Below are 14,574 nucleotides of genomic sequence, written 5' to 3'. Positions count from 1 at the left end.
TCTACTATTAGTCGTTCACTTTCGCGAAGGCGAGCGTCGCGTTGTGGCCCCCGAAGCCAAGCGAGTTGCTCAGTGCGTACTGGATATCAAGTTCCCGATTTCCGTCACGGACATAGTCTAAATCACAATCGTCTGCCGGTGTCTCACAGTTGATTGTCGGATGAATCCGCCCCTCGTGAATCGATAGCGCCGTGATGACGGCCTCGACTCCGCCGGCTGCACCGAGCAAGTGCCCGATCATCGATTTCGAAGAGTTGACGGCCAAGTTATGCGCATGGTCCCCGAAGACATTGTGGATGGCTTTCGTCTCGAGCATATCGTTGAGTGGTGTGCTCGTCCCGTGTGCGTTGATGTACTGGACGTCTTCCGGACGAATCCCCGCGTCCCGAAGTGCCTCGTTCATCGCTTTCGAACCGCCTTCCGCTTCTGGTGACGGTGCCGTGATATGGTAAGCGTCCGAGCTCATGCCGTACCCGACGACTTCCGCATACATTTTGGCTCCTCGCGCTTTCGCATGCTCATATTCCTCGAGGACGAGCACGCCAGCACCTTCACCCATGATGAAACCGTCACGGTTCGCATCGAACGGGCGGCATGCCGTGTTCGGATCCGGATTCGTCGATAGCGCCTTGTTGGCACAAAATCCTGAGAACGAGAGCGGTGTGATCGGCGCTTCGGCCCCACCCGCGAACATGGCAAGCGCGTCACCGCGTTGAATGACTTTGAACGCTTCCCCGATTGAGTTCGTTCCAGATGCACAAGCTGTGACCGAGCAGTTGCTCGGCCCTTTCGCCCCAAGGTAAATCGAGACTTGACCGCTCGCCATGTTCGGAATCATCATCGGGATGAAGAATGGGCTGATGCGGCGTGGTCCCCGTTCATGCAAGATGCTCGCTTGTTTGTCGATGGTCTCGACACCACCGATTCCGCTTCCGATCCAAATCCCGACATCGTCCGCGATCGCTTTCACATCTAGACCGCTATCCCGATGTGCGGCGTCAGCAGCTAAAATCGAGTATTGGATGAACGAATCCATCTTGCGTGCTTCCTTTGGCTCGACCAAGTGATCGATGTTCCACTCTTTGACTTCCGCCCCGACTTTCGCCGGATACTGGCTAATATCAATCTTTGTTAACGTATCGACTGCATTTTCCCCGTTCAACAGTCGCTCCCACATTGCCGTAACGTCGTTCCCGAGTGGGGAAACGACTCCTAATCCTGTGATGACTACTCGTTTCATGCGTTAATCTCCTCCGTGATGTTAGCGTTATTCCATGTTAGACAACTCGCTCCCCATGTGAGCCCGGCACCGAAACCGGCGACGACAATCGTTTGCCCGTTTGAAATTTTCCCTTGCTTGATCGCTTCAGCCAAAGCGAGCGGGATTGAAGCGGCTGACGTGTTCGCATGGTCTTGGATTGTGACGACAACTTTCTCTTCGTCAATGCCTAACCGTTCAATCGCTGCGTCGATGATGCGTCGATTCGCCTGGTGCGGCACGAGCACATCGAGGTCCTCAATCGTCTTCCCGGCCCCTTGTAGCGCTTCTAGCACGATATCAGGCATCTTACGGACCGCGAATTTGAACACTTCCCGACCGTTCATGACAATCTTACCTTCTTCGTTCTCATATAAGAACTTTCCGCCGGTTCCGTCACTTCCGAGTACGACCGACTCGATGGCGGCGACGTCGTCTTCGCCGAGCACGACGGCGCCTGCCCCGTCACCGAATAGAACAGCGGTCGAACGGTCGTCCCAATCGATCAAGTTGCCCATCTTCTCAGCTCCGATGACAAGTGTGCGCTTCAACCCTTTCGCGAGCATCATGCTCTTCGCCGTATCCATCGCGAAGATGAAGCCGCTACACGCGGCGCTGACGTCGAAGGCGACCGCTTGCTTGGCGCCGAGGTTGGCTTGGACGAGACACGCTGTCGCCGGGAACGATGGCGCCGTCGCCGTCGCGCAGATGATCGCGTCAATTTCTTCAATCGACACCCCTGCGCTTTGAAGCGCTCGCTCAGCAGCCTGCGTCGCCATATCGGCAACACTCAAGTCAGCGTCGGCCAAATGGCGCGCCTCGATTCCGGTCCGGGTCCGAATCCATTCGTCGCTTGTATCCATTCGTTTTTCCAAATCGATGTTCGTGACCCGGTTGTCCGGAAGGAACGAACCGATGCCAATGATTCCAATGTTCATATTGATGACCCCTATTCTTAGTATCTGGTACTAATATAAGGGAATAAAAAAGGGATGTCAACGCATCCCTCTCGATTATTCACTTTGACCGAGTCGTTTCGTGACGGCCATGACCATTTTCGCCGAGTTGATCGATGCCGTCTCCAAAAATTCGTCGAACGATAAGTTCGCTTCTTCATCGGCACTGTCCGAGATCGAACGGGTCACGACGAACGGTACCCCAAATTGATAACATGTTTGCGCGATCGGTGCAGCTTCCATCTCAACGGCGGCAACGCCATCAAAATGTCCGAGAATGTCGGCCACTCGCTTCGAGTCGTTGATAAATGAGTCGCCCGTCACGATGAGACCGGTATGGACGTTCACATCATGAAGGCTCTCAATGACTTCTTTACAGACGTCCATCAAGTGCGCGTCAGCCTGATAAGCCGCCGGCATCCCTGGAACTTGACCGTACTCGTAGCCGAATACCGTCACGTCGACGTCGTGGTGTCGAACTTCGGTCGATACGACGACGTCGCCGACTTTCATTCCTTTTTTGAAGCCACCGGCTGAACCGGTGTTGATGACGACGTCCGGTTTAAACTTGTCGATCAAGAGCGTCGTCCCGATGGCAGCGTTCACTTTACCGATGCCTGATTTCAAAATGACGACTTCGACGTTGCCGAGGTATCCTTCATAGAAGTGATAATTGGCAATCTCTGTGTCAGTCCGCTCCGTCAATTCGTTGCGGAGCAAGTTCACTTCTTCTTCCATCGCGCCGATGATTCCGATTTTCATTGTATATGCCTCCTCAGAAAGAGAGCGACCTCCAGATGGATGTCGCTCATTTGTGTTACTTGATTTCTTTAATTTCGACGACCATGTCGCCGCCTGGCGTTTGAACGTTGACCACGTCCCCGACCGTACGGCCGAGAAGTGCTTTAGCAATCGGTGATTCGTTCGAGATTTTCCCTGTGAACGGATCTGCCTCGGCGCCACCAACGATTGTGTACGTCTCATCTTCGTTATCTTCTTGGATGAAGAACGTTACCGTTTTTCCGATAGCGACCATCGAGTTGTCGGCCACGTCATCTTGGATGATGACGGCGTTGCGAAGCATCTCTTCCAATTGAGCGATGCGTCCTTCGACCATTGCTTGCTCTTCTTTCGCTGCATCATATTCAGCGTTCTCAGACAAGTCTCCGAAATCGCGGGCAATCTTAATATTCTCAACGACTTCTTTACGGCGCACCGTCTTCAGTTCGTTCAATTCATTTTCGATTTTCGCTTTTCCGTCTAACGTCATGTAATGTTGTTTTTCAGCCATTTCTGTCACTCCTTCATTGTCTCCTAGTATATTACAGCCAGGTTAAATTGAAAACGTTTATTTCCCTTACGCCCGGTTGCGTTCTGTGAGCACCCAGCGAATCTTCGTCACGAGCAAATCGATGGCGACAAAGTTCTCTCCGCCTTCAGGCACGATGATGTCCGCATAGCGTTTCGTCGGCTCACAAAATTGAAGATGCATCGGCCGGACGACGTTCGTATATTGGGCGACGACCGAGTCGATCGAGCGGCCCCGCTCATTGAGATCACGTTGCATCCGGCGCAAAATCCGGACGTCCGCATCCGTGTCAACGAACACTTTAATATCCATCAAATCCCGAAGACGGTCGTCCTCGAGCGCCAAAATGCCTTCGACGATGACGACGTCGACCGGCTCGATCAAAATCGTCTTGTCCGAGCGCGTATGCGCCGCATAGTCATACACTGGTTTCTCGATGGCCTGATGCTCTTGTAACTGTTTGATATGCTCGATCAATAGATCGTTGTCGAATGCGAACGGATGGTCATAGTTCGTCTTATATCGTTCTTCCATCGTCATCTCTGACTGGTCTTTATAATACGCGTCTTGCTCGATCATGACGACCGATTGTCCTTTGAACGCATCCACGAGCGCGCGGGCCACGGTCGTCTTTCCTGATCCGGTCCCCCCGGCCACGCCGATAATGACGGGTTTATGTTGCATCAAAGTTAAATCCTCCTCATCGTAATTTACGACTGATTGCTAGGCCATCACCAAGGGGCAAAATTGCAGTATGATAATCGGTCCGTGCCATCAATTGCTCAGTAAACTCTTTTACGAGACGAACGAGCCGGCGGCGTCGACGGTCAAGCACTGACACATCCTCGAGCAGGACGTCCCCTCGTAAAAATAAATTATCGCTGTAAATCGTACCACCAATTGGTACTAAAGCGCCATACCCATCAAAGAATTTTTGATACTGACCTTTGGCCGCGTCGATAAAGACCGCATCGAATTCTCCTTCAATCGTCCCAATCAATTCAACCGCATCACCATGAATGACAGTGATCCGGTCCGATACGTTCGAGCGTCCGATAAAGCCGAGTGCCTCTTCGTGACGTCGTGCGTTTCGTTCGATCGTGACGATTTCCGCGTCCGGCAACAGTTCAGCCATTCGAATCGCACTGTATCCGATTGCCGTACCGACCTCAAGAATACGTTTCGGACGTTGCATCGCGAGAAGCGACAGCAACACTTCTGATCCGGTCAAGTCCATGATCGGCACGTGATGTTCTCGGGCGAACGCCTCCATCTCCGCCAATAGCGGCGACCGGGGCGTGACCAAGTTCTCCACGTAACCTTCATAGGATGAATGTTCCACGTCGTACACCTCAACCTCTCTAATCATTCAAACGACCGGAAGCCAAGGCTTCCGGTCGCATATCCGTCAATTGTTGTTTGCTTCTTCGAACGCTTCCCATTCTGAACGATACTTGTTAACGTTCTGTTGGTGCGCCTCGTACTCCACTTCGAACAAGACTTCCCCGTTCGGGAATCCTTCCCGCGGTGGTCGGGCGTAGAAATAAACGTTATCCGTATCGTTCGGATTGAGTGTGGCGACGAGCGCGTCACGACTGACCGAAGCGATCGGTCCGATCGGGATGCCCTCGTAGCGGTACGTGTTATAGAGCGAGTCGTTTTCAAGGTCGTTGAACGATGTGAAAATCGATGTCTCCCCGGTACCATACCAGACGGTCGGGTCGGACTGCAACTTCATGCCATCGGCCAGACGATTTTCAAACACACCCGCGATCTCTTGACGGTCTTCCGTCGAGACCGCCTCTTTCTCGACGACCGAGGCGAGCGAGAGCGTCTCATGGAACGTGCGTCCCGACGCTTTGACCGCATCCCCGTACTCGAGATAGAGTTGTTCGGTCGGCTTGAGCATCTCATCGATAATCTGAGTGAGCGTCACACCTTTGTCGAACTCATACGTTGCCGGGAACAAATACCCTTCGAGCGGGTGATAAATCCCGTCGGCAAGCACTTCGTCCGTCAACATCTCATGCTCATTGACGAGCGAGCGGATATACTCCTCGTCGCTCAGTTGGTCCGAGATTTCTTCTTTCGGAATATCAGCCTGTTTGGCGAGACGCGCGATGACTTGGTCGATCGTAAAGCCTTCCGGGATCACCAATTTGATATCCGGGACGACGATGACTTTCCCCGTTTTCAACGTGGCGATCAACTCGTCAAGTGATTGTGACGGAGACAACGTATACGTCCCCGCTTGGAACGATGATTCATTTTTAAACCGTGTGTAAAAACGGAAAATCGTGCTATTCCTCACGAGGCCATTCTCTTCGAGTAGTTCGCCAATATAACCAGAACCTGCACCGAGCGGAACCTCGACCTCGACCGTTTCGCTCGAAGACGGGTCAACGGGTTCAAGCGATCGTTTCACGAACGCATACGATACCGCGGCACCTGTGGCGATCACTAGAAGAAAGACAGCAAGGATGATGACCGTAATTCGCCGAACGATCCGGTTACGTGCACGCTTCTCATCAAACATCGATGGATGGTTCATGCGCATTTCTCCCCTGTTCTTCTGTTATGAAGATGGGCGACGAGGGTTTCCCCTAGCCGCCCGTCCACGTATTAGTCTAATCCAACTTCGTCATTGACGATATCGAACGCTTCCATGACTTCCTCGAAGTCAGCGTCGTCTTCGACGATCTTCAAGACGAACTCTTCATCTTCAAGTTCTTCGATTTCGAACGCGTATACTTCGATTGTGTCTTCGTCTTCCGTCTCTGGGTTACCGACCGGCTCAAGAACGACAAACGTCTTGTTCGTGCGGTCACTCGTCATCCGGAAAATTTCTGCGAATAAATGCTCGTCTCCATTTTCATCTGGAATTCGGTACATTTCTTCTTCGTTACGGCTAAGTTCTGCCATAGTAATTCCTCCTTATTTTCCTGCGCGATCCAGGTAGTTTTGTAAAATCATGACGGCTGCCATCTTATCGATGACGGCCTTTCTCTTTTTTCGGCTGACGTCTGCTGAAATGAGCATCCGCTCCGCTTGCATCGTCGTCAGGCGCTCGTCGACGAGAACCGTCGGCAAACCGGTCGCCTCGGTGAGGGCCGCGGCAAACGCCTGTGACGCCTCGCCCCGAGGTCCGATTGTCGCGTTCATGTTCTTCGGGAGACCGACAACGACTTCTTTCACATCGTACTGCTCAATAATCGGTTGAAGCAGACGGACAGCTTCCTCAAAGTCCGGCTCGGTCCAGTAGACCGTCTCCACACCTTGCGCCGTCCATCCCATGAGGTCGCTCACGGCGACCCCAATCGTCTTCGAACCGACATCGAGCCCCATGACTCGCTTCATATTAATCCTCTCTACGATCGTTCAAATACGATTTGACCAGCTCTTCGAGCAGTTCATCTCGTTCGATTTTGCGAATTAAGTTTCGCGCATCGTTATGACGCGGGATGTAGGCAGGGTCACCTGACAACAAGTATCCGACGATTTGATTGATCGGTTGGTAGCCTTTCTCCTCGAGTGCTTGATACACCGTGATCAGCGTCTCCCGAGTGTTGGCTCGATTATCATCTTCTGGAAAATTGAATTGCATCGTGCGATCCATTTGGCTCACAAGAATCCACCTCTTTCCGTTTGCACTTCACACTCTATTATGCCAGTGATTGAACGTAATGTGAAGCAAACTTCAATGCTTCATCCAGTTTTGTCGCATCACGGCCACCGGCTTGCGCCATGTCAGGACGGCCACCGCCGCCTCCGCCACAACGTGTCGCTACTTCTTTAATCAATTTCCCGGCATGGAAGCCACGGTCGTTCAAGTCTTTCGTTACCCCTGCGACGAGGTTGACCTTGTCGCCGTTCGCCGAGCCGAGCAAGATGACAGCTGAACCGAGTTTGCCTTTCAACTCGTCGACCATGCCACGGAGGGCGTCCATGTCTTGTCCGTCGACGCGTTTGGCGATCACTTGAACATCCCCGAACGTCTCGATGGCGTCTGTGAGTGACGACGCTTCGATGTTCGCAAGCTTCGCTTTGAGCGACTCGCTCGCGCGTTCGAGTTCTTTCATTTCAGTTTGAAGCGCTTGGACACGCGTCGGCACTTCGAGCGGTTTCGTCTTGAGCAGTTTTGCTGCCGTCTCGAGCGTCTCGATGTGCTGGTTCATCACTTCGTAAGCCCCTGCGCCCGTAACCGCCTCGATGCGACGTGTACCGGCTCCGATTCCTGACTCCGACAAGATTTTGAAGAGACCGATTTCAGCCGTGTTGCCGACGTGACAGCCACCGCAAAGTTCGACCGAGTCACCGGCCGCGACGACACGGACGACGTCCCCGTACTTCTCACCGAAGAGTGCCATCGCACCTTTCGCTTTCGCATCGGCGATGTTCATCTCTTCGATATCGACAGCAATCGACGCCCAGATGCGTTCGTTCACTTGACGCTCGATTGACTGAAGCTCTTCAGCCGTCACTTGACCGAAGTGCGAGAAGTCGAAGCGAAGACGATCTGGTGTCACGAGTGAACCCGCTTGGTTGACGTGCTCTCCGAGCGTGTCTTTCAACGCGCGATGCAACAAGTGCGTCGCTGTGTGGTTTTTAATGATCGCTTGACGTGAGTCGAAGTCGACCGTCGCCGTCACCGCGACTTCTGCCTTGGCGACACCCGATGTGACCGTGACCGTATGCAAGTTTTGGCCGTTCGGTGCTTTTGAGACGTCTTTTACGTGAAGGACGAAGTCCGACCCGACAATTTGACCTTTGTCACCGATTTGTCCGCCGCTCTCTGCATAGAATGGCGTCTGGTCGAGGATGACTTGCGCCTCTTCGCCGGCTGCGACGACGTCGACGAGCTCACCGTCGTGAATCAAGCTGATGATTTTTGCTTCCGTACCGAGGTTCGTATACCCGACGAATGATGACGCGAGCGTGATGTCTGCAAGTACGCCTGACTGGATTTGCATCGACTCGACGTCGGCGCGGGCTGTCCGGGCACGTTCACGCTGAGCGTTCATCGCTTGTTTGAAGCCGTCCTCGTCGACTGAGAGGTTATGGTCTTCCGCATACTCAATCGTCAACTCGAGCGGGAACCCGTACGTATCGTAAAGACGGAACGCATCTTCTCCGCTAATGACGTTCGAACCGGCTGCTTTTTGTGCTTTCGCGACTTCGTTCAAGATGGCAAGACCGTCATGAAGCGTCTCGTGGAAACGTTCTTCTTCGTTTTTGACGACTTTTTTGATGAAGTCTTTTTTCTCACGGACTTCTGGATAGAAGTCAATCATGATGTCGCCGACGACGTCGACGAGCTCATACATGAACGGACGCTCGATGCCTAACATCTTCGCATAACGAACGGCACGGCGGAGCAGACGACGAAGGACGTAGCCGCGTCCTTCGTTCGATGGGAGTGCCCCGTCACCGATCGCGAACGAGACGGTGCGGATATGGTCGGCGATGACTTTGAACGCCACGTCTTTGCTGCTGTCGGTGCGATACGTTTCACCGCTGATTTTTTCCGTTTCACGAATAATCGGCATGAACAAGTCCGTGTCGAAGTTCGTCGGCACGTCTTGCATGACTTTAGCCATCCGCTCGAGACCCATCCCTGTATCAATGTTTTTCCGTGGGAGCTCGGTATAGTTGCCGTGCCCGTCATGGTTGAACTGGCTGAAGACGATGTTCCAAACCTCAAGGTAACGCTCGTTCTCGCCACCCGGGTACAGTTCCGGGTCGGTCGGGTCGTCGCCGTATGCAGGGCCACAATCAAAGAAGATTTCCGTGTTCGGGCCAGACGGGCCTTCGCCGATTTCCCAGAAGTTGTCTTCGAGCGGGATGATGCGGTCAGCCGGCACGCCGAGTGCGAGCCAAAGTTGTTTCGCTTCTTCATCTTCCGGGTGGATCGTCACCGACAAGCGGTCCGGATCGAGCCCGTACCACTCGTCGCTCGTGAGGAGTTCCCAGCCCCATTTGATCGCGTCTTCGCGGAAGTAGTCACCGACCGAGAAGTTCCCGAGCATCTCGAAGAACGTATGGTGACGCGCCGTCTTTCCGACGTTCTCGATATCGTTCGTCCGAATCGACTTCTGCGCGTTGACGATGCGCGGGTTGGCTGGAATGACACGGCCGTCAAAATATTTTTTAAGCGTCGCGACGCCTGAGTTAATCCAAAGAAGCGTCGGGTCCTCGACCGGTACGAGCGAGGCACTCGGCTCGACACTGTGTCCTTTCGATTTGAAGAAATCTAAATACATTTGGCGAATCTGTGCGCCAGTTAATGGTTTGAGCGGTTTCATCAACAATTCCTCCTTCAGTTTAAACGAAACGAAAAAAAGCGATGCTCATCCCTGTGGAAAGGGACGAAAGCATCGCTTCGTGGTACCACCCTCGTTCGCACGGCAAAGCCGTGCCTCGAACATCCGATAACGCGGATGAGGCGCCCAGTGTGAGTGGGGACTCCAGACTAGCTTCGGTCGACCGGACCCCCATCTTCTCACAGCCTAGGAAGATGTCTCTGGTGAGGCGGTTACGACGTACTCATTTCCTTCATCGTCTTTAATCGTTTCAGTTTTCTATTGGTCATTATCACACGTCAATCGGAAGACGTCAAGACTTGCCGCCTAGCCGTTCGACGAGTTTCGTCCGGCGCACCGGTTCCTCTTCCCGTGTCGCCGCCTCGAGCGCGCGCACGTCCCCGAACAAGAGCAAACTCTTCTTCGCCCGTGTGACGGCCGTATAAATCAAGTTGCGCGACGAGCGGAAGCCGCCGTTGAAGAAGACGGGCATGAGCACGATCGGGAACTCGGACCCTTGCGACTTATGGATGGTGATGGCATAGGCATGCGTGAACTGGTCCCATTCGCTCCGATTATACTCGACCTCGGTCTGATCGAAGCGGATATAGATTTTATCGACCTTGTCGACGTTCTCTTTCGCGTAAAAGATGTTCGTGATTTCACCGATATCGCCATTATAGACGTTCTCCTCGGCGTTATTGACGAGCTGCAGCACCTTGTCCCCGTTCCGATACGTCCGGTTGCCATGTTTCACTTCCCGGGCCGCCGATTTCGGATTGAACACATTTTGGAGCGCCTCGTTCAATCCGTCGATGCCGCATACCCCACGGTACGTCGGGGCGAGCACTTGAATGTCGAACGGTGAATAACCTTTTCGCAGCGCGGCCCCGGCCATTTGACAGATCGCCTGAAGTGCCGTCTCTTGGTTGGCCGTATAGAAGCGGCGGTCCGGAAGCGCCGCCAGTAAATCGTCCGGCATCTGTTTTGCGTTAAGTGCATGCGCCAGACGCAGAATACTCGACTCGGACGCCTGTCGATGAACGACGTCAAGACGGACGACGGGGATGCCGTCGGTCGCCATCAAATCGGCGAGCACTTGGCCCGGTCCAACCGAAGGCAGTTGATCCCGGTCCCCGACGAAGAGGATTTTCATCCCGTTCGGCACGGCCCGGAGCAGACTGCGGAACAAGAAGATATCGATCATCGACGCCTCGTCGACGATGAGCACTTTTCCGACGAGCGGATTCGTGTCATCGACTTGGAACGAGCTACCGTCAAATTTGAGCAACCGGTGAATCGTCGAGGCCGGCAAGCCCGTCGACTCACTGAGCCGTTTCGCGGCCCGGCCGGTCGGTGCGGCGAGCACGAACGGGAACGGTTGGTTCTGGACCGGTTCGAGCTTCCAATCAAATACGTCGCTGAGTGCGTGGATGATGCCACGGACGACGGTCGTCTTGCCGGTCCCGGGTCCACCTGTCAGCACCATAAGCGGGGACTTCAAGGCAAGCTCGATCGCTTCCCGTTGTTGTTTCGCATACTCGATCGAGAACATCTCTTCGACGCGTCCGACCGCATCAAAAATCGTCGTCATATCGACGTCTTCTGTCGTCGAGGTCGACATGATGCGCGCGAGTTCCTCTGCCGCTTTTTGTTCGGCCCGGTACACACGCGGATGATAGACGACCCCGTCCTCGACGATGACACGTTCATCGGTCGCGAGCGTCTCGAGTGCCGAGACGAGTGCCTCGCCCGGATCGCCGCCGATGATGCGCGGCATCTCGTTCGCGAGTTGGTCGGCCGTGACGAACAAGTGGCCGTTCCCTTGCTCGAGCTCGAGCACGTATAACACGGCCGCTGCGATCCGTTCTGGATGAATCCCTTGGATGCCAAAGTGGGCGGCGATGGCGTCGGCCGTCTTGAAGCCGATGCCTTGCACGTCATACATGAGGGCGTATGGATTTTTCTCAATCGTCTCCATCGCCCGCCCTTCGTATTCTTTATGAATCTTCGAGGCGAGACGCGGCGTCACGTCGAACGGCGCCAAAAACAATAGCAATTGGTCGACCCCATACAAGACGTTTAACCGTTCGGTGATGACGCGGGCCTGTTTCTCTTTCAACCCGTCGACGTTCGACAGAAGGCTCGGATGTTTGACGATTTGGTCGATACAGTCATCTCCAAGTGCGTCGGCAATCTTCTGGGCCGTCTTTTGTCCGATTCCAGGGAACGAACCGTTCGTCAAAAAGCGGACGGCCGCGCGCTTCGTCATCGGGACGACGCGGCGAATCCATTCGGCCTTCATTTGTTTTCCGAACCGGGGATGATCGACGAGTCGACCGTGCGCCTTATACGTCTCGCCTTTCTCGATGCCGACACCGACGCCAGCGATGACCATCTCGGTCTCGTCTGTCTCAAAATTCTTTTCTTTTATACGTACGAGCGCGATCGTGTGCGCTTCTTCTTCCGATTGAAACAGGACGCGGATGACTTTTCCTGTCAACTCGTAAGGTGCTGCCATCATTCGAGCCACCTCCAGCTAGTTTTCCATCCCCCATTATAGCCCGAGTTGAAACGATAGGACAAATCGCCTAACTGAACAGGTTAAGGATGCGCTCAAGCTGGTCGAGATCGACCCGTTCGAGAATCCGAATCAATTGATCGACATCAATCCGGTTCAAGATTCGTTCGAGTTGTTCCACATCAATGGTTTCAAGTAACCGCTCGAACCGTTCCAACTCTCCCGAGTTGACGTATCCTTCGAGCCGTTCAAACAGCTCAGTCTGCTCGATGCGAAACAATTGCTCGATCGATGACCATTGGACGAATAGGACGATGGCTGTGGCCACGACATGGACGCCCCAGTTGAGCAGGACATGGCCGAGCCGTACCGTCTGTCCGATGAACGGGATGAGCGGGATGAACGTCAGTTGTAATAGGACCATCACGAGCTGGACGTACGGGTTCGGGATGAACCAAGCTACAAGTGCGAGCAGGGCCGGGACGACCCAGGCTACACCGACCGTACCAAACGTCACAGACCAGGACTTGTTCGCCGACAATACCCAATGCATGATGATGCTGAGCACGAAAAACGTCGCGAACAAGAGAAACAAGACGGTCATCGCCCGCTCCGACTCGACGACGACTTGGAACAAGAGATTGTTTGTCCATTCGCCCGTCGCTAAACGTTCGTCGATGGCCGCGAACAGACGACCGAGCATGAACCATTCGATGATGAAAAAGATAACGACACTGATCAAACTAAACATCCGCATAAATCTTCTCCCCTCTCACATTGCTAATCCATTTCCCGAACATTCGGACGGCTATGCACGTTTTTCGTCGAATCAAAGCGGGAACTGTTCGAGTGAACCTATGAAGGAGGGACTATGTATGACGAAACGTATTCCAATCAGTGGCTTATGTGAGCTTGTATTAGAAGTGACCGACATGATGGAGGCCGTCGACTTTTGGCACGGCAAACTCGGACTGCCCGTCGTCGAGCAATGGGTCGGTGATGATGCCGAGCCGAGTGCGGCACAGGAGCACGCGGACGAACCTTGGGCGACGTGGCTCTACGTCGGCGGGAACACGCGCCTCGGCCTTTGGCTTAAACGAGATTTCACTTCAGAAGAAGAATCGAATCGCCAAGAGGACGTGACCGAGTGGGATACGCTCTATGACGAGGGTGGCGCCCATGTCCACTGCGCATTTTTCGTTCCGATGGAGTCGTTTGACCAAGCGCTCGAAGTGTTAGAGGCGTCGAACATCCCGACAAAACTACGGACGTGGGACGAGGACGAGACGGCCAACGGTAAAGAGCGCTCGGCTTACTTCAAAGACCCGAGCAAGAACGTCATCGAACTGTATACGAAAAACATGGACGAAGCGTACGGCGAATTTGCTGGCGAGCCGGTAAAAATCACAACGAAGCAACTTTGATTCACATGTACGCTCGACAATCCACATGATAAGATGAGAGAAAATGGAAAAGGTTGTGCCTTATGCGTTTCTTCCCACTTCTGATCATGATTGGGTTAACCTTGCTTACGCTCGGACTCTATTTCGTCATCGATGCGTTTCCTACGCTCGACCGCCCCACTTCGTTTGCAGCGTTGACGCTCGTCTCATTCGGGACGAGTTTCCTGATCTTGATCGATGGTGTACGACAAGCTAAATCCGGAAAAGGTGTTTTGTGGAACTACATCGCGCTCGCCGGCACACTGGTATTGATGACTTTTAATTTTTTGATTTGGGTCATCGGGGAGGTGTCGACATGACGCTCACTCTACCGGAATGTATCACCGGCTTTTCATACGGCGACTGTTCCGCCCCAGGGTCGGATTGGAAGACGTTCAAATCGATTTGTTTTGAGTTCACTCGAATGAAACGAGGAATCTGTTCCTTTACTATTGGGGACGAAATCACTCCGAATTATCACCAGGCGACGATCACCTGGAGTGAGCAAACTATGTATGTGCTTCTCAGCAGAAACTATCCTGTCATCGGCATCTCCAAACTCGAACCATTTGAGTACGAGTACATCGATGTACCCGAACTGACCGACATGTTTCCTGACACCTATCAGATTCCGTCAGCGGCGGAGTTGAATGAGCGGTTCGATTTGTCGCTACAGCCGTTTCTGAACAAAGCGGAACGCGGAGAAATCAAATATTGGAAACCAGAGACGGTCGGTAACGTCATTTTTCATTATTGGGACTAACAAAAAGCGCTTCTCGCAAAAACTGC

The 14,574-nt window shown here is 53.5% G+C and carries 16 protein-coding genes; 3 read left to right on the top strand and 13 right to left on the bottom strand.

Going from position 1 to position 14,574, the window contains the following annotated elements:
* Window positions 1–7 precede the first annotated feature (7 nt).
* The 13 genes from fabF to EVJ33_RS00885 form a co-directional block, all read right to left on the bottom strand.
* Window positions 8–1,240, bottom strand: a complete 1,233-nt coding sequence (fabF, locus tag EVJ33_RS00945) for a beta-ketoacyl-ACP synthase II (RefSeq protein ID WP_131433631.1) — start codon at window positions 1,238–1,240, stop codon at window positions 8–10.
* On the bottom strand, window positions 1,237–2,196 hold the full coding sequence (locus EVJ33_RS00940) for a beta-ketoacyl-ACP synthase III (protein WP_131433629.1): 960 nt from the start codon (window positions 2,194–2,196) through the stop codon (window positions 1,237–1,239). Before EVJ33_RS00940 ends, fabF begins: the two co-directional genes overlap by 4 nt.
* A 75-nt stretch (window positions 2,197–2,271) precedes the next feature.
* The gene (gene mtnN, locus EVJ33_RS00935) at window positions 2,272–2,976 is read right to left on the bottom strand and encodes a 5'-methylthioadenosine/S-adenosylhomocysteine nucleosidase (protein ID WP_131433627.1); all 705 of its coding nucleotides are present in this window, start codon (window positions 2,974–2,976) and stop codon (window positions 2,272–2,274) included.
* A 55-nt stretch (window positions 2,977–3,031) separates the two neighbouring features.
* Complete coding sequence (gene greA / locus EVJ33_RS00930) at window positions 3,032–3,505, bottom strand: transcription elongation factor GreA (RefSeq protein ID WP_029595793.1); 474 nt, start codon at window positions 3,503–3,505, stop codon at window positions 3,032–3,034.
* 66 nt (window positions 3,506–3,571) lie between these two features.
* Entirely contained in the window at window positions 3,572–4,207 is a 636-nt protein-coding gene (gene udk, locus EVJ33_RS00925) for a uridine kinase (protein ID WP_131434282.1), read from the bottom strand.
* Between the two features lie 16 nt (window positions 4,208–4,223).
* Window positions 4,224–4,865 carry an O-methyltransferase gene (locus EVJ33_RS00920; protein WP_201739645.1) on the bottom strand — a complete coding sequence of 214 codons (642 nt, stop codon included), beginning with the start codon at window positions 4,863–4,865 and terminating at the stop codon, window positions 4,224–4,226.
* A gap of 66 nt (window positions 4,866–4,931) precedes the next feature.
* Window positions 4,932–6,074: an endolytic transglycosylase MltG gene (mltG, locus tag EVJ33_RS00915; protein WP_131433623.1), complete on the bottom strand. Its 1,143-nt coding sequence runs from the start codon at window positions 6,072–6,074 to the stop codon at window positions 4,932–4,934.
* A 71-nt stretch (window positions 6,075–6,145) separates the two neighbouring features.
* Entirely contained in the window at window positions 6,146–6,445 is a 300-nt protein-coding gene (locus EVJ33_RS00910; RefSeq protein WP_021066932.1) for a DUF1292 domain-containing protein, read from the bottom strand.
* A gap of 12 nt (window positions 6,446–6,457) precedes the next feature.
* The gene (ruvX, locus tag EVJ33_RS00905; RefSeq protein ID WP_034776916.1) at window positions 6,458–6,880 is read right to left on the bottom strand and encodes a Holliday junction resolvase RuvX; all 423 of its coding nucleotides are present in this window, start codon (window positions 6,878–6,880) and stop codon (window positions 6,458–6,460) included.
* A 1-nt stretch (window position 6,881) separates the two neighbouring features.
* On the bottom strand, window positions 6,882–7,148 hold the full coding sequence (locus EVJ33_RS00900) for an IreB family regulatory phosphoprotein (RefSeq protein ID WP_029595797.1): 267 nt from the start codon (window positions 7,146–7,148) through the stop codon (window positions 6,882–6,884).
* 37 nt (window positions 7,149–7,185) lie between these two features.
* On the bottom strand, window positions 7,186–9,825 hold the full coding sequence (gene alaS / locus EVJ33_RS00895; protein WP_131433621.1) for an alanine--tRNA ligase: 2,640 nt from the start codon (window positions 9,823–9,825) through the stop codon (window positions 7,186–7,188).
* A 310-nt stretch (window positions 9,826–10,135) separates the two neighbouring features.
* Entirely contained in the window at window positions 10,136–12,343 is a 2,208-nt protein-coding gene (gene recD2, locus EVJ33_RS00890; protein ID WP_131433619.1) for an SF1B family DNA helicase RecD2, read from the bottom strand.
* Window positions 12,344–12,413: 70 nt separating this feature from the next.
* Window positions 12,414–13,100, bottom strand: coding sequence for a magnesium and cobalt transport protein CorA (locus EVJ33_RS00885; RefSeq protein ID WP_131433617.1), 687 nt, complete (start codon window positions 13,098–13,100; stop codon window positions 12,414–12,416).
* Window positions 13,101–13,218: 118 nt separating this feature from the next.
* Between EVJ33_RS00885 and EVJ33_RS00880 the strand changes: the two genes are divergently transcribed.
* From EVJ33_RS00880 to EVJ33_RS00870, 3 genes are all read left to right on the top strand, one after another.
* Complete coding sequence (locus EVJ33_RS00880; protein ID WP_236634495.1) at window positions 13,219–13,767, top strand: VOC family protein; 549 nt, start codon at window positions 13,219–13,221, stop codon at window positions 13,765–13,767.
* A 62-nt stretch (window positions 13,768–13,829) separates the two neighbouring features.
* A complete protein-coding gene (locus tag EVJ33_RS00875) occupies window positions 13,830–14,105 on the top strand; it encodes a hypothetical protein (protein ID WP_131433613.1) in 276 nt (91 codons plus the stop codon).
* Window positions 14,102–14,548, top strand: a complete 447-nt coding sequence (locus EVJ33_RS00870) for a hypothetical protein (RefSeq protein WP_131433611.1) — start codon at window positions 14,102–14,104, stop codon at window positions 14,546–14,548. The genes EVJ33_RS00875 and EVJ33_RS00870 overlap by 4 nt, the downstream gene beginning before the upstream one ends.
* Window positions 14,549–14,574 lie beyond the last annotated feature (26 nt).

Origin of the sequence: Exiguobacterium sp. SL-10, from assembly GCF_004337025.1 — a bacterium.
GTDB lineage: Bacteria > Bacillota > Bacilli > Exiguobacteriales > Exiguobacteriaceae > Exiguobacterium.
Note: the sequence above shows the minus strand (reverse complement) of the source record. Positions and strands in the feature narration are given on the sequence as shown.

Bases quoted from the DNA above. Each gene is read 5' to 3' on its own strand.
- fabF (WP_131433631.1), bottom strand. From the start codon at position 1,240: ATGAAACGAGTAGTCATCACAGGATTAGGAGTCGTTTCCCCACTCGGG.
- EVJ33_RS00940 (WP_131433629.1), bottom strand. From the start codon at position 2,196: ATGAACATTGGAATCATTGGCATCGGTTCGTTCCTTCCGGACAACCGG.
- mtnN (WP_131433627.1), bottom strand. From the start codon at position 2,976: ATGAAAATCGGAATCATCGGCGCGATGGAAGAAGAAGTGAACTTGCTC.
- greA (WP_029595793.1), bottom strand. From the start codon at position 3,505: ATGGCTGAAAAACAACATTACATGACGTTAGACGGAAAAGCGAAAATC.
- udk (WP_131434282.1), bottom strand. From the start codon at position 4,207: ATGCAACATAAACCCGTCATTATCGGCGTGGCCGGGGGGACCGGATCA.
- mltG (WP_131433623.1), bottom strand. From the start codon at position 6,074: ATGAACCATCCATCGATGTTTGATGAGAAGCGTGCACGTAACCGGATC.
- EVJ33_RS00910 (WP_021066932.1), bottom strand. From the start codon at position 6,445: ATGGCAGAACTTAGCCGTAACGAAGAAGAAATGTACCGAATTCCAGAT.
- ruvX (WP_034776916.1), bottom strand. From the start codon at position 6,880: ATGAAGCGAGTCATGGGGCTCGATGTCGGTTCGAAGACGATTGGGGTC.
- alaS (WP_131433621.1), bottom strand. From the start codon at position 9,825: ATGAAACCGCTCAAACCATTAACTGGCGCACAGATTCGCCAAATGTAT.
- recD2 (WP_131433619.1), bottom strand. From the start codon at position 12,343: ATGGCAGCACCTTACGAGTTGACAGGAAAAGTCATCCGCGTCCTGTTT.
- EVJ33_RS00885 (WP_131433617.1), bottom strand. From the start codon at position 13,100: ATGCGGATGTTTAGTTTGATCAGTGTCGTTATCTTTTTCATCATCGAA.
- EVJ33_RS00880 (WP_236634495.1), top strand. From the start codon at position 13,219: ATGACGAAACGTATTCCAATCAGTGGCTTATGTGAGCTTGTATTAGAA.
- EVJ33_RS00875 (WP_131433613.1), top strand. From the start codon at position 13,830: ATGCGTTTCTTCCCACTTCTGATCATGATTGGGTTAACCTTGCTTACG.
- EVJ33_RS00870 (WP_131433611.1), top strand. From the start codon at position 14,102: ATGACGCTCACTCTACCGGAATGTATCACCGGCTTTTCATACGGCGAC.